The following is a 13,006-nucleotide window of genomic DNA, read 5'->3' on the forward strand; positions in this document are numbered from 1 at the left end:
AGAACGTGGAGCTGAACGCATCGACCTTCTTCCTGGAAATCGTCAATTTCCTGGTCCTGATCTGGATCCTGCAGCGCTTTCTCTACCGCCCGGTGATGTCCGTGATCGCCCGCCGACAGGCCGCCATTCGGGCCCAGGTGGACGAAGCCGGCAAACTGCGGGAGGACGGAGAAGCGTTGCGTCAGCAATACGAAAGCCGACTGAGCGACTGGCAACAGGAACGTGAGCGGGCAAGACTGGATCTGGACGCCGAAATCGACGCATTGAGGACACAGCGTCTGCAGGCGCTGAACGCCGAGCTGGCGAAGGTCCGCGACAAGGCGCAGCTGACACTGGAGCATCAACAGCAGGAAAAACAACGTGAAAGCGAAGCCACAGCGCTGGAGCTGGCCGCAGCCTTCGCGACTCGATTACTGGAACAAATGGCCGGCCCCGCACTGGAAGACCTGCTGATCGACCTCACACTCCAGCGGCTGTCGGCACCCACCGCGGACGATGGCATTGCTCTGAGCCAAACCTGGAGTGCCCCGCCGACTGATATCCTGGTGGAGAGCGCCTACCCGCTGACCCAGGCGCGCCAACAAGCCCTGTCGGAAACCCTTAAGGCGGCAGCTGACCTCTCCGTGCCGGTTGTTTTCCGGCAGTCGTCCGACCTGTTGGCTGGCCTGCGCATCACCCTCGGCAGTTGGATGTTACAAGCCAACCTGAAAGACGAACTGCGCGGTTTCACGGAGTTCGTCCGCCATGGATAAGCCGGTCCCCAAAACGGCGAAGCACACTACGCCGTTGCAGCGGCAGGCTGACTGGGTCGCCGATTACCGCTTCAACGTGCGCCTGCTTGAACGGGGTGAAGTCCTGTCCGTCGGCGACGGCATTGCCTGGGTGGCCGGCCTGCCTTCGGCCGCGCTGGACGACATCCTCCTGTTCGAAGACGGCAGTCAGGGTTTTGTCTTCGATCTCAGCGAATTCCGCATCGGCGCGGTCATGCTGCATCAGACACCCCGCCTCACAGCGGGCACCGCCGTCCACCGCAGCGACCATGCCCTAAGCATCCCGGCTGGCACCAACCTGATTGGCCGGGTGGTGGATCCCCTCGGGCGTCCGCTGGACGGAAAACCGGAACCGGAGGTCGTACGCCGGCAGCCACTGCAACGACGGTCGCCACCGATTATCGCCCGGGAAGTGGTGAATCGCCCGCTCTATACCGGTATCAAGATCATCGATGCCCTGGTACCCATCGGCCGAGGGCAGCGCCAGTTGCTGATCGGGGACGAAGGGCTGGGACGCACCTCGATCGCGCTGGATGCAGTCATCAACCAGCGTGGACGCGACATCCTCTGCATCTATGTGCTGATTGGCCAGAAACGTTCCACCGTGGTCAACGTCATCGACACACTCCGCCGCTTCGACGCCCTTGCCTACACGACGGTCATCGTCGCCGAAGCCAGCGCCCTGCCCGGCCTGCAACACTGGGCACCTTTTGCAGGCTGCGCCCTGGCGGAGTATTGGATGCAACAGGGGAAAGACACCCTGGTGGTCTACGACGACCTGTCGACCCACGCAAAAACCTACCGCGAACTCTCGCTGCTGCTTCGCCGCCCGCCGGGCCGCGAAGCCTACCCCGGCGACATCTTCTCGGTACACGCCCAGTTGCTGGAACGTGCCACCAACCTCAACCCCCATTACGGCGGCGGCAGCATGACGGCACTACCCATTGTCGAAACCCTGCAAGGGGAAATCGCCGCCTATATCCCGACTAACCTCATTTCCATCACCGATGGTCAGATTTACCTGGAGCGACAACTGTTTACCGCGGGATTCCGGCCGGCCATCGATATCGCCCGCTCGGTCTCCCGGATCGGCGGTAAGGCGCAACACCCGGCCATCAAGCGCGAAGCGGGCCGCATGAAGCTGGACTATCTACAGTTCCTGGAGTTGGAGATTTTCACCCGCTTCGGCGCACGACTGGAGGCCAGTATGGAAGCCGCGATCCGGCGTGGCCGAGCCCTGCGCCAGATGCTGAAACAGGAGCGGCTGGCACCGCTGTCGGAAAACGTGCAACTGGCCTGGTTGATCGCCTTCAATGAGCGTTTTTTCGACGGCCTTGAAGCCGCTGGGTTGGATACACGGATGACCGACCTGACCAACCGGGTAGCCACGACCACATTGACCGTGGACAGTGCCCGCGAGGAATGGCTGGATGCCCTACGCCGGTGGTATCCGGCTGCGGAAACGGAGGCCTCATGAGCCGAAGGCACGATCTCGAATGGCAGCGGCATCAGCTGAACGACCTCAACAAGATTCTCGGGTCGATCAAGGCCCTGGCCTTTATGGAAACCCGCAAGATCGGCAACATGATCAGCAACTTGCACGGACTGGTGCAGCAGATTGAAAACGCCGCCGCGACGTTTCTCGCTTTTCACCCGGAATTTCGTGCCAAACAACCAGGGACGACCGTCACAGTGGTTATCGGCTCAGAGCGGGGGTTTTGCGGGGATTTCAACGAGCGCCTGCTACCGGTGCTGCCGGTGACCGACGGGCCGGTGATTGCCGTCGGACGCAAGCTGGAGGCCCTGCTGGCAGAACATCACGACCACCTGACCCTGCTGCCGGGCTCGAATATCGCCGAGGAAACCAGCGACGTGCTGGGAAAGCTGACCGACACGCTTGCAAGCCTTTCCCGGGAGGTGGGCTCCCTGTCATTGTCGGTACTTTATCAAGCCGACAATCGGGAAGCACCGACATTGACCGCGCTGCTGCCGCCATTTGCGAATTTACCGGCACAACCTGCACGGGGGCTGCCGCCCTATCTCAACCTGTCACCCACTGAATTTTTCGCCGGCCTGACAGAGCAGTATGTGCTCGCATCGCTCAACCGCATGCTGTACAGCGCACTGTTGGCGGAAAACCATCGCCGGGTTCAGCATCTGGAGGGCGCGGTGCGACATTTGCAGGAGAATGTCAGCACCCTGGGCCAGAAACTGAACACCCTGCGCCAGGAGGAAATTACGGAAGAAATCGAGGTCATCCTGCTCAGCGCAGAACCGGACTCCGAGGCTACGGAGTCGCCCGGGCGGCCTTGATCACGTCATAGGCATGGGTGATTTCGCGGGTTTTCTGCTCCGCCATGTCACGCATACTTTCCGGCAGCCCCTTACTGGCCAGCTTGTCCGGATGGTTCTGGCTCATCAGACGGCGGTAGGCCTTCTTGATCTCTTCGTCGCTATCCGAGGGCGATACGCCCAGCACCTCGTAGGCATCATCGATCTGCTGACGGCTCGACGTCTGACTGCCAGCCCCGCCTTGCGCCGAGGCACCGCGGAGCATGGCTTCGAGCTGACGCACCTCGGCTTCTGTCAATCCCAACCCGCGTGCCACCCGCAGCAGCATCTGGTGCTCGGCCGGGTGCATCTGGCCGTCGGCGGCGATCGCGGTCAACTGAACCTGCAGGAACATCTGCAACAGCACGCGATGGCCGTGGGTCAGTTGCATCACCTTGGCAAGTTCCGCATCCAGGTCGAAATCCGCCGACTTGCCGCGATTGAACGCCTGCTTGGCCCGTTCGCGATTCTCCGGAGAGAGACGGAAGCGATCGAACAGCACCTCCGCCGCCTGAATCTCCTCCCGCGTGATAACGCCATCGGCCTTACACATGGCCCCCATGACGGCGAAGGTCGACTCCATATACTGGGACTGCGCCTGGGCCAGGCCGCCCTGCACGTTCAGGTTAATGCGACGGGCCTTCTTGGACAGCCAATAGCCCAGCGCCACGCCGACGATCAGCCCCGGGAAACGCCCGATATCGAAGCCGATCAGGCCCAACACAATCATCAGAATGTACATCGTCAGGTCAAACCTATGCCGAAAAGAAGGAGGTCTCTGTGCGCCGACACTTCTCGGCACCTCAGGACTTGAGTCGGTAGCCCGTTTTGAAGATCCAGCTGATGGCAGCGATGCAGGCCGCCATGAACACCAGCGTCATCCCCAGACTGATCCCGACATTGACGTCGGAAACGCCATAAAAGCTCCAGCGAAAACCGTTGATCAGGTAGACCACCGGGTTGAACAGGGAAACCGTCTGCCAGAACGGCGGCAGCATCTTGATCGAATAGAAGCTACCGCCCAGGAATGTCAGCGGCGTGATAACCATCAACGGTATCAACTGCAGCTTCTCGAAGCCATCCGCCCAGACACCGATGATAAAGCCAAACAGGCTGAACGTGATCGAGGTCAGGATCAGGAAGCCGATCATCCATATCGGATGCTCAACGCTGTAGGTGACAAAGAAGCGAGCGGTCAGCAGGATAATCAATCCAAGGATGATCGACTTGGTCGCCGCCGCCCCCACATAGCCGATCAACATTTCCAGATGGGAGATCGGCGCCGACAGGATTTCGTAAATGGTGCCGGTGAACTTCGGCATGTAGATGCCGAAGGATGCATTGGCGATACTTTGGGTCAGCAATGCCAGCATCATCAGGCCGGGAATGATGAAGGCACCGTAGCTGATACCGTCGATTTCCGTCATGTGCGAACCGATAGCGGAACCGAATACGACGAAATAAAGCGATGTGGATATCACCGGCGAGGCGATGCTCTGCATCAGCGTACGCCGGCTGCGCGCCATCTCGAACTTATAGAGCGCGCTGACTCCATGAAGATTCATGAGCGTCCCCTTACCAGATTAACGAAGATCTCTTCCAGAGAGCTCTCCCGCGAACTCAGATCCTTGAAATCGATGCCATGGCTGTTCAGCTGGCGCAGGAGACCGGCAATGCCGGTATGTTCGCTTTGACTATCGAAGGTGTACACCAGCTCATTGCCTTCGTTCGTCAGTTCCAGCGGCAGCCCGCTCAGCTCGGCGGGAATCTGATCCAGCGGATTCTGCAGGTGCAGCCGGAGCTGCTTCTTGCCCAGTTTTTCCATCAGGGCATGCTTTTCCTCCACCAGGACGATCTCGCCCTTGTTGATCACCCCGATACGGTCGGCCATTTCTTCGGCCTCCTCGATATAGTGAGTGGTCAGGATGATGGTAACGCCGTTGTCGCGCAAACCCCGCACCAGTTCCCACATATCCCGGCGCAGCTCGACATCGACACCGGCGGTCGGTTCGTCGAGAAACAGGATTTTCGGCTCATGGGAGAGTGCCTTGGCGATCATGACCCGCCGCTTCATACCCCCGGAAAGCTCCATGATGCGCGAATTCCGCTTGTCCCAAAGGGAGAGGTCTCGCAACAGCTTCTCGATATAGGCCGGATTTGGCGGCTTCCCGAACAGGCCGCGGCTGAAAGAAACCGTCGCCAGGACGCTTTCGAAGGCATCCGTCGACAATTCCTGGGGCACCAGCCCAATCATCGAGCGGGCGGCACGATACTCGCGACGGATATCGTGGCCACCGGCCAGTACCTGTCCCTGAGTGGCGTTTACGATGCCGCAAACAATGCTGATCATGGTGGTTTTGCCCGCCCCGTTGGGACCGAGCAGGGCGAAAATCTCGCCCGGATTGATGGCCAGGTTAACGCCCTTGAGCGCCTGGAAACCGGTATCGTAGGTCTTGCTCAGGTTGTTGACCGAGATGATCGGCTGCACAGGACCTCCTATTGAGTGAATAGCAGAAACGCTGTAGCCAGTTCGCTAACAACGCTCCCCGGAAAACGCGGCTCAAAGAGCACCGTCGATAAAATACGGGATGAATCACTACTGAATGAAGCCGGCATTGATAGACACCAGCTCCGACGCGATCCGCCAAGCATGCGGCGGCAATGGAAATGGCGGCGCCTTCAAAACGGACTCGGCGCGACACAGCTACAGCAAACGCGCATCAGGGCGATGTGGGTACGATTTTCGGGATTTCAAGCATAACATGCCAGCTCAATCGTCATCCTTGAAGCCTGCCGTCATCGCCGCGTACTGTTCGGGCGTCAGGGCCGGCAAATGCTTCACAAACGCTGTGATGCCCCAGATCTTCTGGTCATTGTGGATGGTCCCCGGGCTGACATCTCAGGGCGCCTCGGCCATCACGTCAGCCCATTCCGGGTGCCGCTCGTACTGTGCCCTCACATAGGGACACTGGGGAACGATCCGATAACCGCCGGCCCGCGCGTCTGCAATCAGACGCTCCACCAGCACACGTCCCACACCCCTGCCCTGCATGGCATCAGGTACGCCGGTATGAACAGCCACCATCAAATCCTTACGCAGCCAGCGGTAATCCAGCACCGCTGGCTCCTCAATGCCGTCCAGGCGGACCACATAGCGGCCTTTTTCGCCGAGATTTTCCTGCAATACCGTTAGATCGCTCATTTGACGCCTCCCTGGCTTCCCTATTTTGGGAAGCCTCATTGCCAGCCAGAACCCGTCATCGCCGGGCAACCACTAAGCCACCATATCGAAAACCAGGATCTCAGCCCGATCGCCATCGGTAAACCGTAGGCTATCGACATCCTTCAAGGCAGCACCGTCACCGGTTGCCAGCTTTTCGCCGTTCAGCGAAAGGCCACCGCGAACCACCTGTACCCAGGCGATACGGCCGGCTGCGATCGGCAGTTCCAAAGGTTCGCTACCATCCAGTTTCGCTGCATAGAGGTTGACGTCCTGATGGATCAACACCGAGCCGTCACGCCCATCGGCACTGCCGACCAGCCGCAACCGTCCATCCAGTTCCTCCGGCGCAAACGCCTTCTGCTCGTAGCTCGGCGTCAGCCCCTGTTCCGCAGGCATGATCCAGATTTGCAGGAAGTGCACCGGTTCCTCCTCGGAATGGTTGTATTCGCTGTGACGAATACCGGTGCCGGCCGTCATCCGTTGCACCTCACCGGGCACGATGATCGAGCCGGTGCCCAGGCTGTCCTTATGCTCCAGGGCGCCATCGATGACATAGGAAATGATCTCCATGTCCCGGTGACCATGGGTATCGAAGCCGGCCCCCGGCGTTACCCGGTCTTCGTTGATGACCCGCAAAGGGCCAAACCCCATATGGGCCGGATCGAAATAGTGGCCGAAGGAAAACGTATGCTTGGACTTCAACCAACCGAAACTGGCATCACCACGATCTGCTGCTCGCCGAATATACATGAGGTCTCCTCCTTGGGTTGTATCGTCGCTTTGTCGCTAGAGAACAGCATAATCCAGGCATAAAATTAGACAATACATACAACATAAGCCTTTGTGTCGCCTAATATGCAACAATCAAAGTAATGCGATCTTTTGGAGACCAGGCGATGGATAAATTTGCGAGCTTGAATGCCTTCCGACAGGTGGTCGAATCCGGCAGTTTTGCGCAGGCAGCGCGGGAACTCGGCCTGTCCCGCTCGCAAGTGAATCGCCTGGTCATTAACCTGGAAGACGATCTGGGGGTGAGTCTGCTGGTCCGCACCACCCGCCACGTTGGGCTGACCCCGGCGGGGCAGGCCTTTTACGAGCGGGCCCGCAGTATTCTCAACGAGCTGAGTGAAGCGGAACATCAGATCCAGTCTGATCAGGAAGAACCCCAGGGCGACATCAAGATCAACGCCCCGATGTCCTTCGGCATCCTGCACCTGGGGCCGGCGCTGATCGATTTCATGAAACGGTACCCGCGCATACGGGTGCACCTGGCGCTAAACGATCACTTCGTCGACCCGGTATCGGAAGGGTTCGATATCACGGTCCGGATTGCGGAACACCGGGAGCAACCCTCGCTGATCGACCATGAAATCGTCGAAGTGAAACGCATTCTGTGTGCGGCGCCGGACTTTCTCGCGGAACACGGCACCCCTGCGGCCATTCAGGACCTGTCAGCCCTCCCCTGCCTGCATTACGGTAACCTACTGGCAGGCGGTAGCTGGCACTTGTTCGGTCCGGAAGGTAGCGTTCAGGTGAGGGTTAACGGAGTGCTCTGCTCGAACAACGCGGAGGTACTGAGGGACGCCGCCATCAACGGCCTGGGAGTTGCGCTGCTGCCAACCTTTATTGTCGGACCGGAGCTGCAGACGGGTCGCCTGGTCTCCGTACTCCCCGACTACCATGCGCAGCCTATATACCTGCGCATGATCTATGCCCCCAACCGGCATCTCTCGGCACGGATCCGGCTTCTGGTGAAATTCGTGCAGGCGCGATTCGGAGACCGGCCCTACTGGGATCTGGTCGAATAGCGTTTCAGCCCGTCAGGTGGCCGGTTTTGACGAATAACAAGGCGCCATCGTCCAGGGTATAGGGGCGATGCTGGCTGAGATGCGGGCTGCGCAGCCAGCTTCCCCGGGGGTATGCGCCATGCTCGTCATGGAAGGTCCCGTTCAAGACAAAGATCTCTTCGCCACCCCAATGGCAGTGGGCATCGAACCTGGTGTTCGGCGCCCAGCGCACCAGCGCCACACGCTCGGCGCCATGCTGGTGAAGCGGTTGTACCGACACGCCCGGTGCCCGCCCAGGCAACCACTGACCGCGATGGGTGTCGCGCACGACCGGTACCTGGTCCTCAGGGGAAAACTGGCAAAGTTTGACGAGTATCTGCGCACCGTCCTTTCCAATGCGGGGGGCGTGGCGGGTCCCGATGGGATTGCGCACATAGGTACCGGCCGGATAGCGTCCATGTTCATCGGCGAATTCGCCCGCCAGCACCAGAAACTCCTCACCCCCTCCATGGGTATGGGCCGGGAAAGCCGACTGGGGTAGATAGCGGACCAACGACGTGGCACGGGCAACCTCATCACCCACCCGGTCCAACATCATACGTTCCACCCCTTTTGCGGGCGATGGTACCCACTGATAATCGTCCGGCCGGATCACGGCACGCTGGGTGAAATCGGCATTCAATTGCATGGTTCCCCCTCTCCCTTGCGGGAAATAACCTGATGTCAGCTTACGGTGCCGGAACGGCAACGGACCACGACCCAGATCAATTATCTGGTCGTATCGTAGAGACGCTGGAAAACTGCCGGGTCAAACCCGGTCATGGGTTTGCCGCCGACCAGGATGAAAGGTGTTCCCCTGGCGCCAAGACGGCGAAACATGGCCAGCGCTTTAGGGTCCTTGTCGATATCAAAGGACAGGTAACGGATATGATGGTCCCTGAAGTACTGCTCCGCACCCAGGCACGCCGGGCAGAAATCCTGAGTAAACATGTACACCGAGGGTTGCGCCGTCGCGGCCTCCCCCGCCCGCAGGGGCAGCGAAAACAGCCAGACCATCAGCAACAGGACAGTCTTTTTCATGGCAGTTATGATGCCTTTGTGGAAAAGTGAACCCGCATTGGGGCGCCCCATATTCTAGTCATTCAGGAGGCAACATGACGACCCCGGACAGGGAAACCATCCAGGTTCTGGCTTTCGACGTCTTCGGTACTGTGGTCGACTGGCATGGCAGTGTGGCCCGGGAAGTGGAAAGCCTGGGCCTCAACATCGACGCAGATGCATTCGCCCTGGCATGGCGCGCCGGCTACAAACCAGCCATGGCACGGGTGATGTCCGGCGAGCTCGGCTGGACCCTGATCGACGACCTGCACCGACTGATCCTCGACCAGATCCTGGAGACCTTCGGCGTCACCGGGCTGACCGAAGATCAGAAACGCCACCTCAACAAGGTCTGGCACCGGCTCGATCCCTGGCCGGACACCCTGGCCGGACTCCACCGGCTGAAGTCCCGTTATATGTTGTGCACCCTCTCCAACGGCAATCTCGGCCTGCTCGCCAATATGGCGAAACGCGCCGGGCTGCCCTGGGACTGCATCCTCTCCGCCGAGGTCTTCCGCAAGTACAAACCTGACCCGGACACCTACCTTGGTGTGGCCAGGGTGTTCGATGTGCCACCGTCGGCCGTCATGCTGGTCGCCGCCCATCAGGAAGACCTTGAAGCAGCACGCCAGTGCGGATTACAGACCGCCTACATCGAGCGGCCGCGGGAATTCGGCCCCTCCCGGGACAAGGACATCAGCCCTCACCCAGACAACACCTATCATGCCCGCGACCTGATGGATCTCGCCGATCAGCTGGAAGGCTGATCGGCACGGATCAGGTCCACCGCCTTTTCCGCAATCATGATGGTCGGCGCATTGGTATTGCCGCCGATAATGGTCGGCATGATCGACGCGTCCACTACCCGCAGCCCCTCCACCCCGCGCACCTTGAGATCCGGCCCCACCACTGCGGTATCGTCGACACCCATGCGGCAGGTACCCACGGGGTGATACACCGTATCCACCCGCTTACGCAGAATGGCACGAATCTCGTCGTCACTTTTTACATTCGCGGTAAACAGGTCTCCCGTCATGAATCGCGCCAGGGCCGGTGCCTTCATCAGTCGTTCGGTCATCTTGTAGCCCTCGACCATCTGCGCCATATCATCCGGATCTTTCAGGAAGGCAGGGTCGATCAGCGGCGCCGAGTCAGCGTTGGCGTCCTTGAGGCGGACACTGCCGACACTTTTCGGCCGCAGCAGGCAGACGTGGCAGGAAAAACCATGACCGGTGTGCAGGGTGCGCGCATGGTCATCCACCAGGGCTATCACAAAGTGCAACTGGATGTTGGGAGCCGCCAGCGACGGGTCCGTTTTCAGGAAGCCACCACCTTCCGCGAAATTCGATGAAATCAGTCCACGCCGCTCTCGCCGATAGCGGGCAATCTGCTTTAGCAGGTGCCAGCCCCCCTTGGGTGACAAACCCAGCAGGTTATCGTCCCGCGACTTGTAGGCGAAGATGAAATCCGGGTGGTCACGCAGGTTCTTTCCCACCTCCGGCAGATCATGAACGACAGGAATCCCGTGGACCTTCAACTCGTCGGCATCGCCGATTCCTGACAGCATCAGCACCTGGGGCGACTGCAGGGCACCGGCGCTGAGCAGCACCTCCTTGCGCGCCCGCACCTGCCGCAACTGGCCGTTCTGACGAAATTCGACACCGACCGCCCGCTTGCCCTCGAACAGGATACGCTGAACATGGGCCCCGGTTTCCACCTGGAGATTCGAGCGCTTGCCCAGATGGGGCTGCAGATAGCCGCGAAAACTGCTCCAGCGTTCGCCGTTCTGCTGGGTAACCTGATAGATGCCGACACCTTCCTGCTCGGGCCCGTTGAAATCGTCGTTGATGGGATAACCGACCTGACGCGCGGCCTCGAGGTAGTAATCCTGAAAAGGATTATCCGTCTGCAGCTTGCTGACACTGAGAGGGCCACCCCGACCGTGCCAGTCGTTGTGAATGTCGTGATTGTTCTCGGATTTCTTGAAGTAAGGCAGGACCTCGTCGAAGGACCAGCCGGTATTGCCCAATTCGGCCCAGCGATCGTAGTCGGAGCGATGCCCCCGGATATAAACCATGGCGTTGATCGCCGATGAACCACCCAGCACCTTGCCCCTGGGCTGAAATCCCTTTCGGCCGTCGAGACCGTCCTGCGGCACCGTTTCGAAGGCCCAGTTGTTGATTTTCTTGGGCACCATCAGGACCACTGCCGCCGGTGTCGTGATCAGCCAGTGGTCGCCTTTGCCGGCACCGCTCTCCAGCAAGGTCACCGAAGTCCCTGCATCCTCCGTCAAGCGGCCAGCCAGCACGCAACCTGCCGAACCACCACCGATAACGACGTAATCCGTAACCGATTCAGACATCCTGAAACCCTCTTGTTGTTGTTTTTGAAGGAGTGCCGAGACACGACATCCCTATCGGCGGCCGGGTCATGACGGCCACCCTGTCATACCGGATCAGTTCCAGAGGAAACAACGGCGTTCAGGTTTGAACGCCGTTCAGACCGCCGAACATCTACCCATTGAGTCCCTTGAAGAAGGCACCGACATTCTGCGCCAGACCTTCGAGATAATAACCACCTTCCTGCACCACCAACGTCGGTACGCCGGCGTCGGCAAAACGCGCCCCCAGTCGCTGGAGGCCGTCAGTGGAGACGGAGACCTTTGCCTGCGGGTCGTCGCGATAGATATCAAAGCCCAGCGGCAGCACCAAGACATCGGGGGCGAACAGCTTCAGCGCCGTCATGGCTTCGTCGACACGGGCGAAGAACACCGATTCATCCGAACCATGCGGCATCGGCAGGTTGATATTGAAACCTTCGCCGGCTCCGGCACCACGCTCTTCCTCATAACCCGCCACCACCGGATAGAAGTTGGTGGGATCGCCATGCACCGAGATATAGAGCACGTCGTTACGCTCATAGAAGATTTCCTGAATGCCCTGCCCGTGGTGCATATCCGTATCCAGGATGGCGACGCGGGAAAATTTCTTGCGCAGGGCTTCGGCAGCGATAGCGGCATTGTTCAGGTAACAGAAACCGCCTGCCGCATCGCGACGGGCATGGTGTCCCGGCGGCCGGCACAGCGCATAGGCGCGTGAGTCGCCGGCCAGGATACGGTCCGCGGCGGATAACGCCGATTGCGCTGACCAGTAGGCAGCGTCCCACGTGAAGGGCCCGATAGGGCAACTGCCATCCGCCAGGTAAAAGGCAGCCTCAGCCAGAATCCCTTTCCGCGGATTTGGCGAGCGCACGAAGACATTGGACATGACCTCGTCGCCCCAGTCGTCCGGAATCTCCTTCCAGCGGCGATGGGCGGATTCCAGAAACCGCAGATACCCCAGATCATGGATGGCGGAGATCGGTGCCATCCCATGGTCGCTGGGTGGGGAGACGTTGTATCCCGACAGCGACAGCCCTTCCAATAAATGTTCAGTGCGCTCGGGGATTTCCTGGGGTGCCCGCATCTGGCCGCGGGACAGATAGGTACGGGGAACATGACGTTTCTGATCGGGGTGATAGAACACCTGCATGAGTTAGCCTCCCTTCTCCATTGGCGTCACGTTCGAGGGTAGCGCCTAAGCGGCACGCGAAACAAACCTCGCGTTCGCGGGTGTCATTACCGGCGACCTCTTCCGCACTCTAACCAAAATCTGGACGCTCGACCAAATTTTATTTGACAACATTCATGAATCGGTGAACTCTCGAACCCAACAACAATAATATTCGGCCAAGAGGCCGGCAGGAGGATCTCCATGTGCGACGGACACGAACACCATGTCATGCCTCCGGGCAGGCAC

The 13,006-nt window shown here is 59.7% G+C and carries 14 protein-coding genes; 5 read left to right on the forward strand and 9 right to left on the reverse strand.

The window, feature by feature from the left end; translation table 11 throughout:
• Positions 1–5: 5 nt before the first annotated feature.
• From CLR77_RS10330 to CLR77_RS10340, 3 genes are read left to right on the forward strand one after another with little or no spacing between them, the layout of a single operon-like run.
• Positions 6–752, forward strand: a complete 747-nt coding sequence (locus CLR77_RS10330; RefSeq protein ID WP_097460579.1) for a F0F1 ATP synthase subunit delta — start codon at positions 6–8, stop codon at positions 750–752.
• Positions 745–2,247: a F0F1 ATP synthase subunit alpha gene (locus CLR77_RS10335; protein WP_097460580.1), complete on the forward strand. Its 1,503-nt coding sequence runs from the start codon at positions 745–747 to the stop codon at positions 2,245–2,247. The genes CLR77_RS10330 and CLR77_RS10335 overlap by 8 nt, the downstream gene beginning before the upstream one ends.
• Entirely contained in the window at positions 2,244–3,083 is an 840-nt protein-coding gene (locus tag CLR77_RS10340) for a F0F1 ATP synthase subunit gamma (protein ID WP_158227170.1), read from the forward strand. Before CLR77_RS10335 ends, CLR77_RS10340 begins: the two co-directional genes overlap by 4 nt.
• On the opposite strand, the gene djlA is transcribed toward CLR77_RS10340, so the two are convergent.
• The 5 genes from djlA to CLR77_RS10365 form a co-directional block, all read right to left on the reverse strand.
• A complete protein-coding gene (gene djlA / locus CLR77_RS10345) occupies positions 3,058–3,843 on the reverse strand; it encodes a co-chaperone DjlA (protein WP_097460582.1) in 786 nt (261 codons plus the stop codon). The two genes, CLR77_RS10340 and djlA, sit on opposite strands and share 26 nt — an antisense overlap.
• A 61-nt stretch (positions 3,844–3,904) precedes the next feature.
• Positions 3,905–4,666 carry an ABC transporter permease gene (locus CLR77_RS10350; protein WP_097460583.1) on the reverse strand — a complete coding sequence of 254 codons (762 nt, stop codon included), beginning with the start codon at positions 4,664–4,666 and terminating at the stop codon, positions 3,905–3,907.
• On the reverse strand, positions 4,663–5,589 hold the full coding sequence (locus CLR77_RS10355) for an ABC transporter ATP-binding protein (RefSeq protein ID WP_097460584.1): 927 nt from the start codon (positions 5,587–5,589) through the stop codon (positions 4,663–4,665). The genes CLR77_RS10350 and CLR77_RS10355 overlap by 4 nt, the downstream gene beginning before the upstream one ends.
• Positions 5,590–6,000: 411 nt before the next feature.
• Complete coding sequence (locus CLR77_RS10360) at positions 6,001–6,303, reverse strand: GNAT family N-acetyltransferase (RefSeq protein WP_097460585.1); 303 nt, start codon at positions 6,301–6,303, stop codon at positions 6,001–6,003.
• Between the two features lie 72 nt (positions 6,304–6,375).
• The gene (locus CLR77_RS10365) at positions 6,376–7,074 is read right to left on the reverse strand and encodes a pirin family protein (protein ID WP_097460586.1); all 699 of its coding nucleotides are present in this window, start codon (positions 7,072–7,074) and stop codon (positions 6,376–6,378) included.
• 146 nt (positions 7,075–7,220) lie between these two features.
• Here CLR77_RS10365 and CLR77_RS10370 point away from each other — a divergent pair, with 146 nt between their 5' ends.
• On the forward strand, positions 7,221–8,132 hold the full coding sequence (locus CLR77_RS10370) for a LysR family transcriptional regulator (RefSeq protein WP_097460587.1): 912 nt from the start codon (positions 7,221–7,223) through the stop codon (positions 8,130–8,132).
• 4 nt (positions 8,133–8,136) lie between these two features.
• Here CLR77_RS10370 and CLR77_RS10375 read toward each other — a convergent pair whose 3' ends face one another.
• Positions 8,137–8,799 carry a cupin domain-containing protein gene (locus tag CLR77_RS10375; protein WP_097460588.1) on the reverse strand — a complete coding sequence of 221 codons (663 nt, stop codon included), beginning with the start codon at positions 8,797–8,799 and terminating at the stop codon, positions 8,137–8,139.
• 80 nt (positions 8,800–8,879) lie between these two features.
• Positions 8,880–9,191 carry a glutaredoxin family protein gene (locus CLR77_RS10380; RefSeq protein ID WP_158227171.1) on the reverse strand — a complete coding sequence of 104 codons (312 nt, stop codon included), beginning with the start codon at positions 9,189–9,191 and terminating at the stop codon, positions 8,880–8,882.
• 74 nt (positions 9,192–9,265) lie between these two features.
• Here CLR77_RS10380 and CLR77_RS10385 point away from each other — a divergent pair, with 74 nt between their 5' ends.
• Positions 9,266–9,976 carry a haloacid dehalogenase type II gene (locus CLR77_RS10385; RefSeq protein WP_097460590.1) on the forward strand — a complete coding sequence of 237 codons (711 nt, stop codon included), beginning with the start codon at positions 9,266–9,268 and terminating at the stop codon, positions 9,974–9,976.
• Here CLR77_RS10385 and CLR77_RS10390 read toward each other — a convergent pair.
• Together CLR77_RS10390 and CLR77_RS10395 are read right to left on the reverse strand one after the other, a co-directional pair.
• Positions 9,961–11,571 (reverse strand): GMC family oxidoreductase, encoded by a 1,611-nt coding sequence (locus CLR77_RS10390; protein WP_097460591.1) that lies wholly within the window; start codon positions 11,569–11,571, stop codon positions 9,961–9,963. The two genes, CLR77_RS10385 and CLR77_RS10390, sit on opposite strands and share 16 nt — an antisense overlap.
• A gap of 151 nt (positions 11,572–11,722) precedes the next feature.
• Complete coding sequence (locus tag CLR77_RS10395) at positions 11,723–12,739, reverse strand: histone deacetylase family protein (protein ID WP_097460592.1); 1,017 nt, start codon at positions 12,737–12,739, stop codon at positions 11,723–11,725.
• Positions 12,740–13,006: the final 267 nt, after the last annotated feature.

It is taken from the genome of Mangrovitalea sediminis (genome assembly GCF_002514725.1).
Classification (GTDB): Bacteria; Pseudomonadota; Gammaproteobacteria; order Pseudomonadales; family Oleiphilaceae; genus Mangrovitalea; species Mangrovitalea sediminis.

Excerpts from the sequence above, each read along its gene's own strand:
- CLR77_RS10350 (WP_097460583.1), bottom strand. The coding sequence starts at position 4,666 with ATGAATCTTCATGGAGTCAGCGCGCTCTATAAGTTCGAGATGGCGCGC.
- CLR77_RS10390 (WP_097460591.1), bottom strand. The coding sequence starts at position 11,571 with ATGTCTGAATCGGTTACGGATTACGTCGTTATCGGTGGTGGTTCGGCA.
- CLR77_RS10395 (WP_097460592.1), bottom strand. The coding sequence starts at position 12,739 with ATGCAGGTGTTCTATCACCCCGATCAGAAACGTCATGTTCCCCGTACC.
- CLR77_RS10360 (WP_097460585.1), bottom strand. The coding sequence starts at position 6,303 with ATGAGCGATCTAACGGTATTGCAGGAAAATCTCGGCGAAAAAGGCCGC.
- CLR77_RS10385 (WP_097460590.1), top strand. The coding sequence starts at position 9,266 with ATGACGACCCCGGACAGGGAAACCATCCAGGTTCTGGCTTTCGACGTC.
- CLR77_RS10335 (WP_097460580.1), top strand. The coding sequence starts at position 745 with ATGGATAAGCCGGTCCCCAAAACGGCGAAGCACACTACGCCGTTGCAG.
- CLR77_RS10380 (WP_158227171.1), bottom strand. The coding sequence starts at position 9,191 with ATGAAAAAGACTGTCCTGTTGCTGATGGTCTGGCTGTTTTCGCTGCCC.
- CLR77_RS10370 (WP_097460587.1), top strand. The coding sequence starts at position 7,221 with ATGGATAAATTTGCGAGCTTGAATGCCTTCCGACAGGTGGTCGAATCC.
- djlA (WP_097460582.1), bottom strand. The coding sequence starts at position 3,843 with ATGTACATTCTGATGATTGTGTTGGGCCTGATCGGCTTCGATATCGGG.
- CLR77_RS10375 (WP_097460588.1), bottom strand. The coding sequence starts at position 8,799 with ATGCAATTGAATGCCGATTTCACCCAGCGTGCCGTGATCCGGCCGGAC.
- CLR77_RS10340 (WP_158227170.1), top strand. The coding sequence starts at position 2,244 with ATGAGCCGAAGGCACGATCTCGAATGGCAGCGGCATCAGCTGAACGAC.
- CLR77_RS10365 (WP_097460586.1), bottom strand. The coding sequence starts at position 7,074 with ATGTATATTCGGCGAGCAGCAGATCGTGGTGATGCCAGTTTCGGTTGG.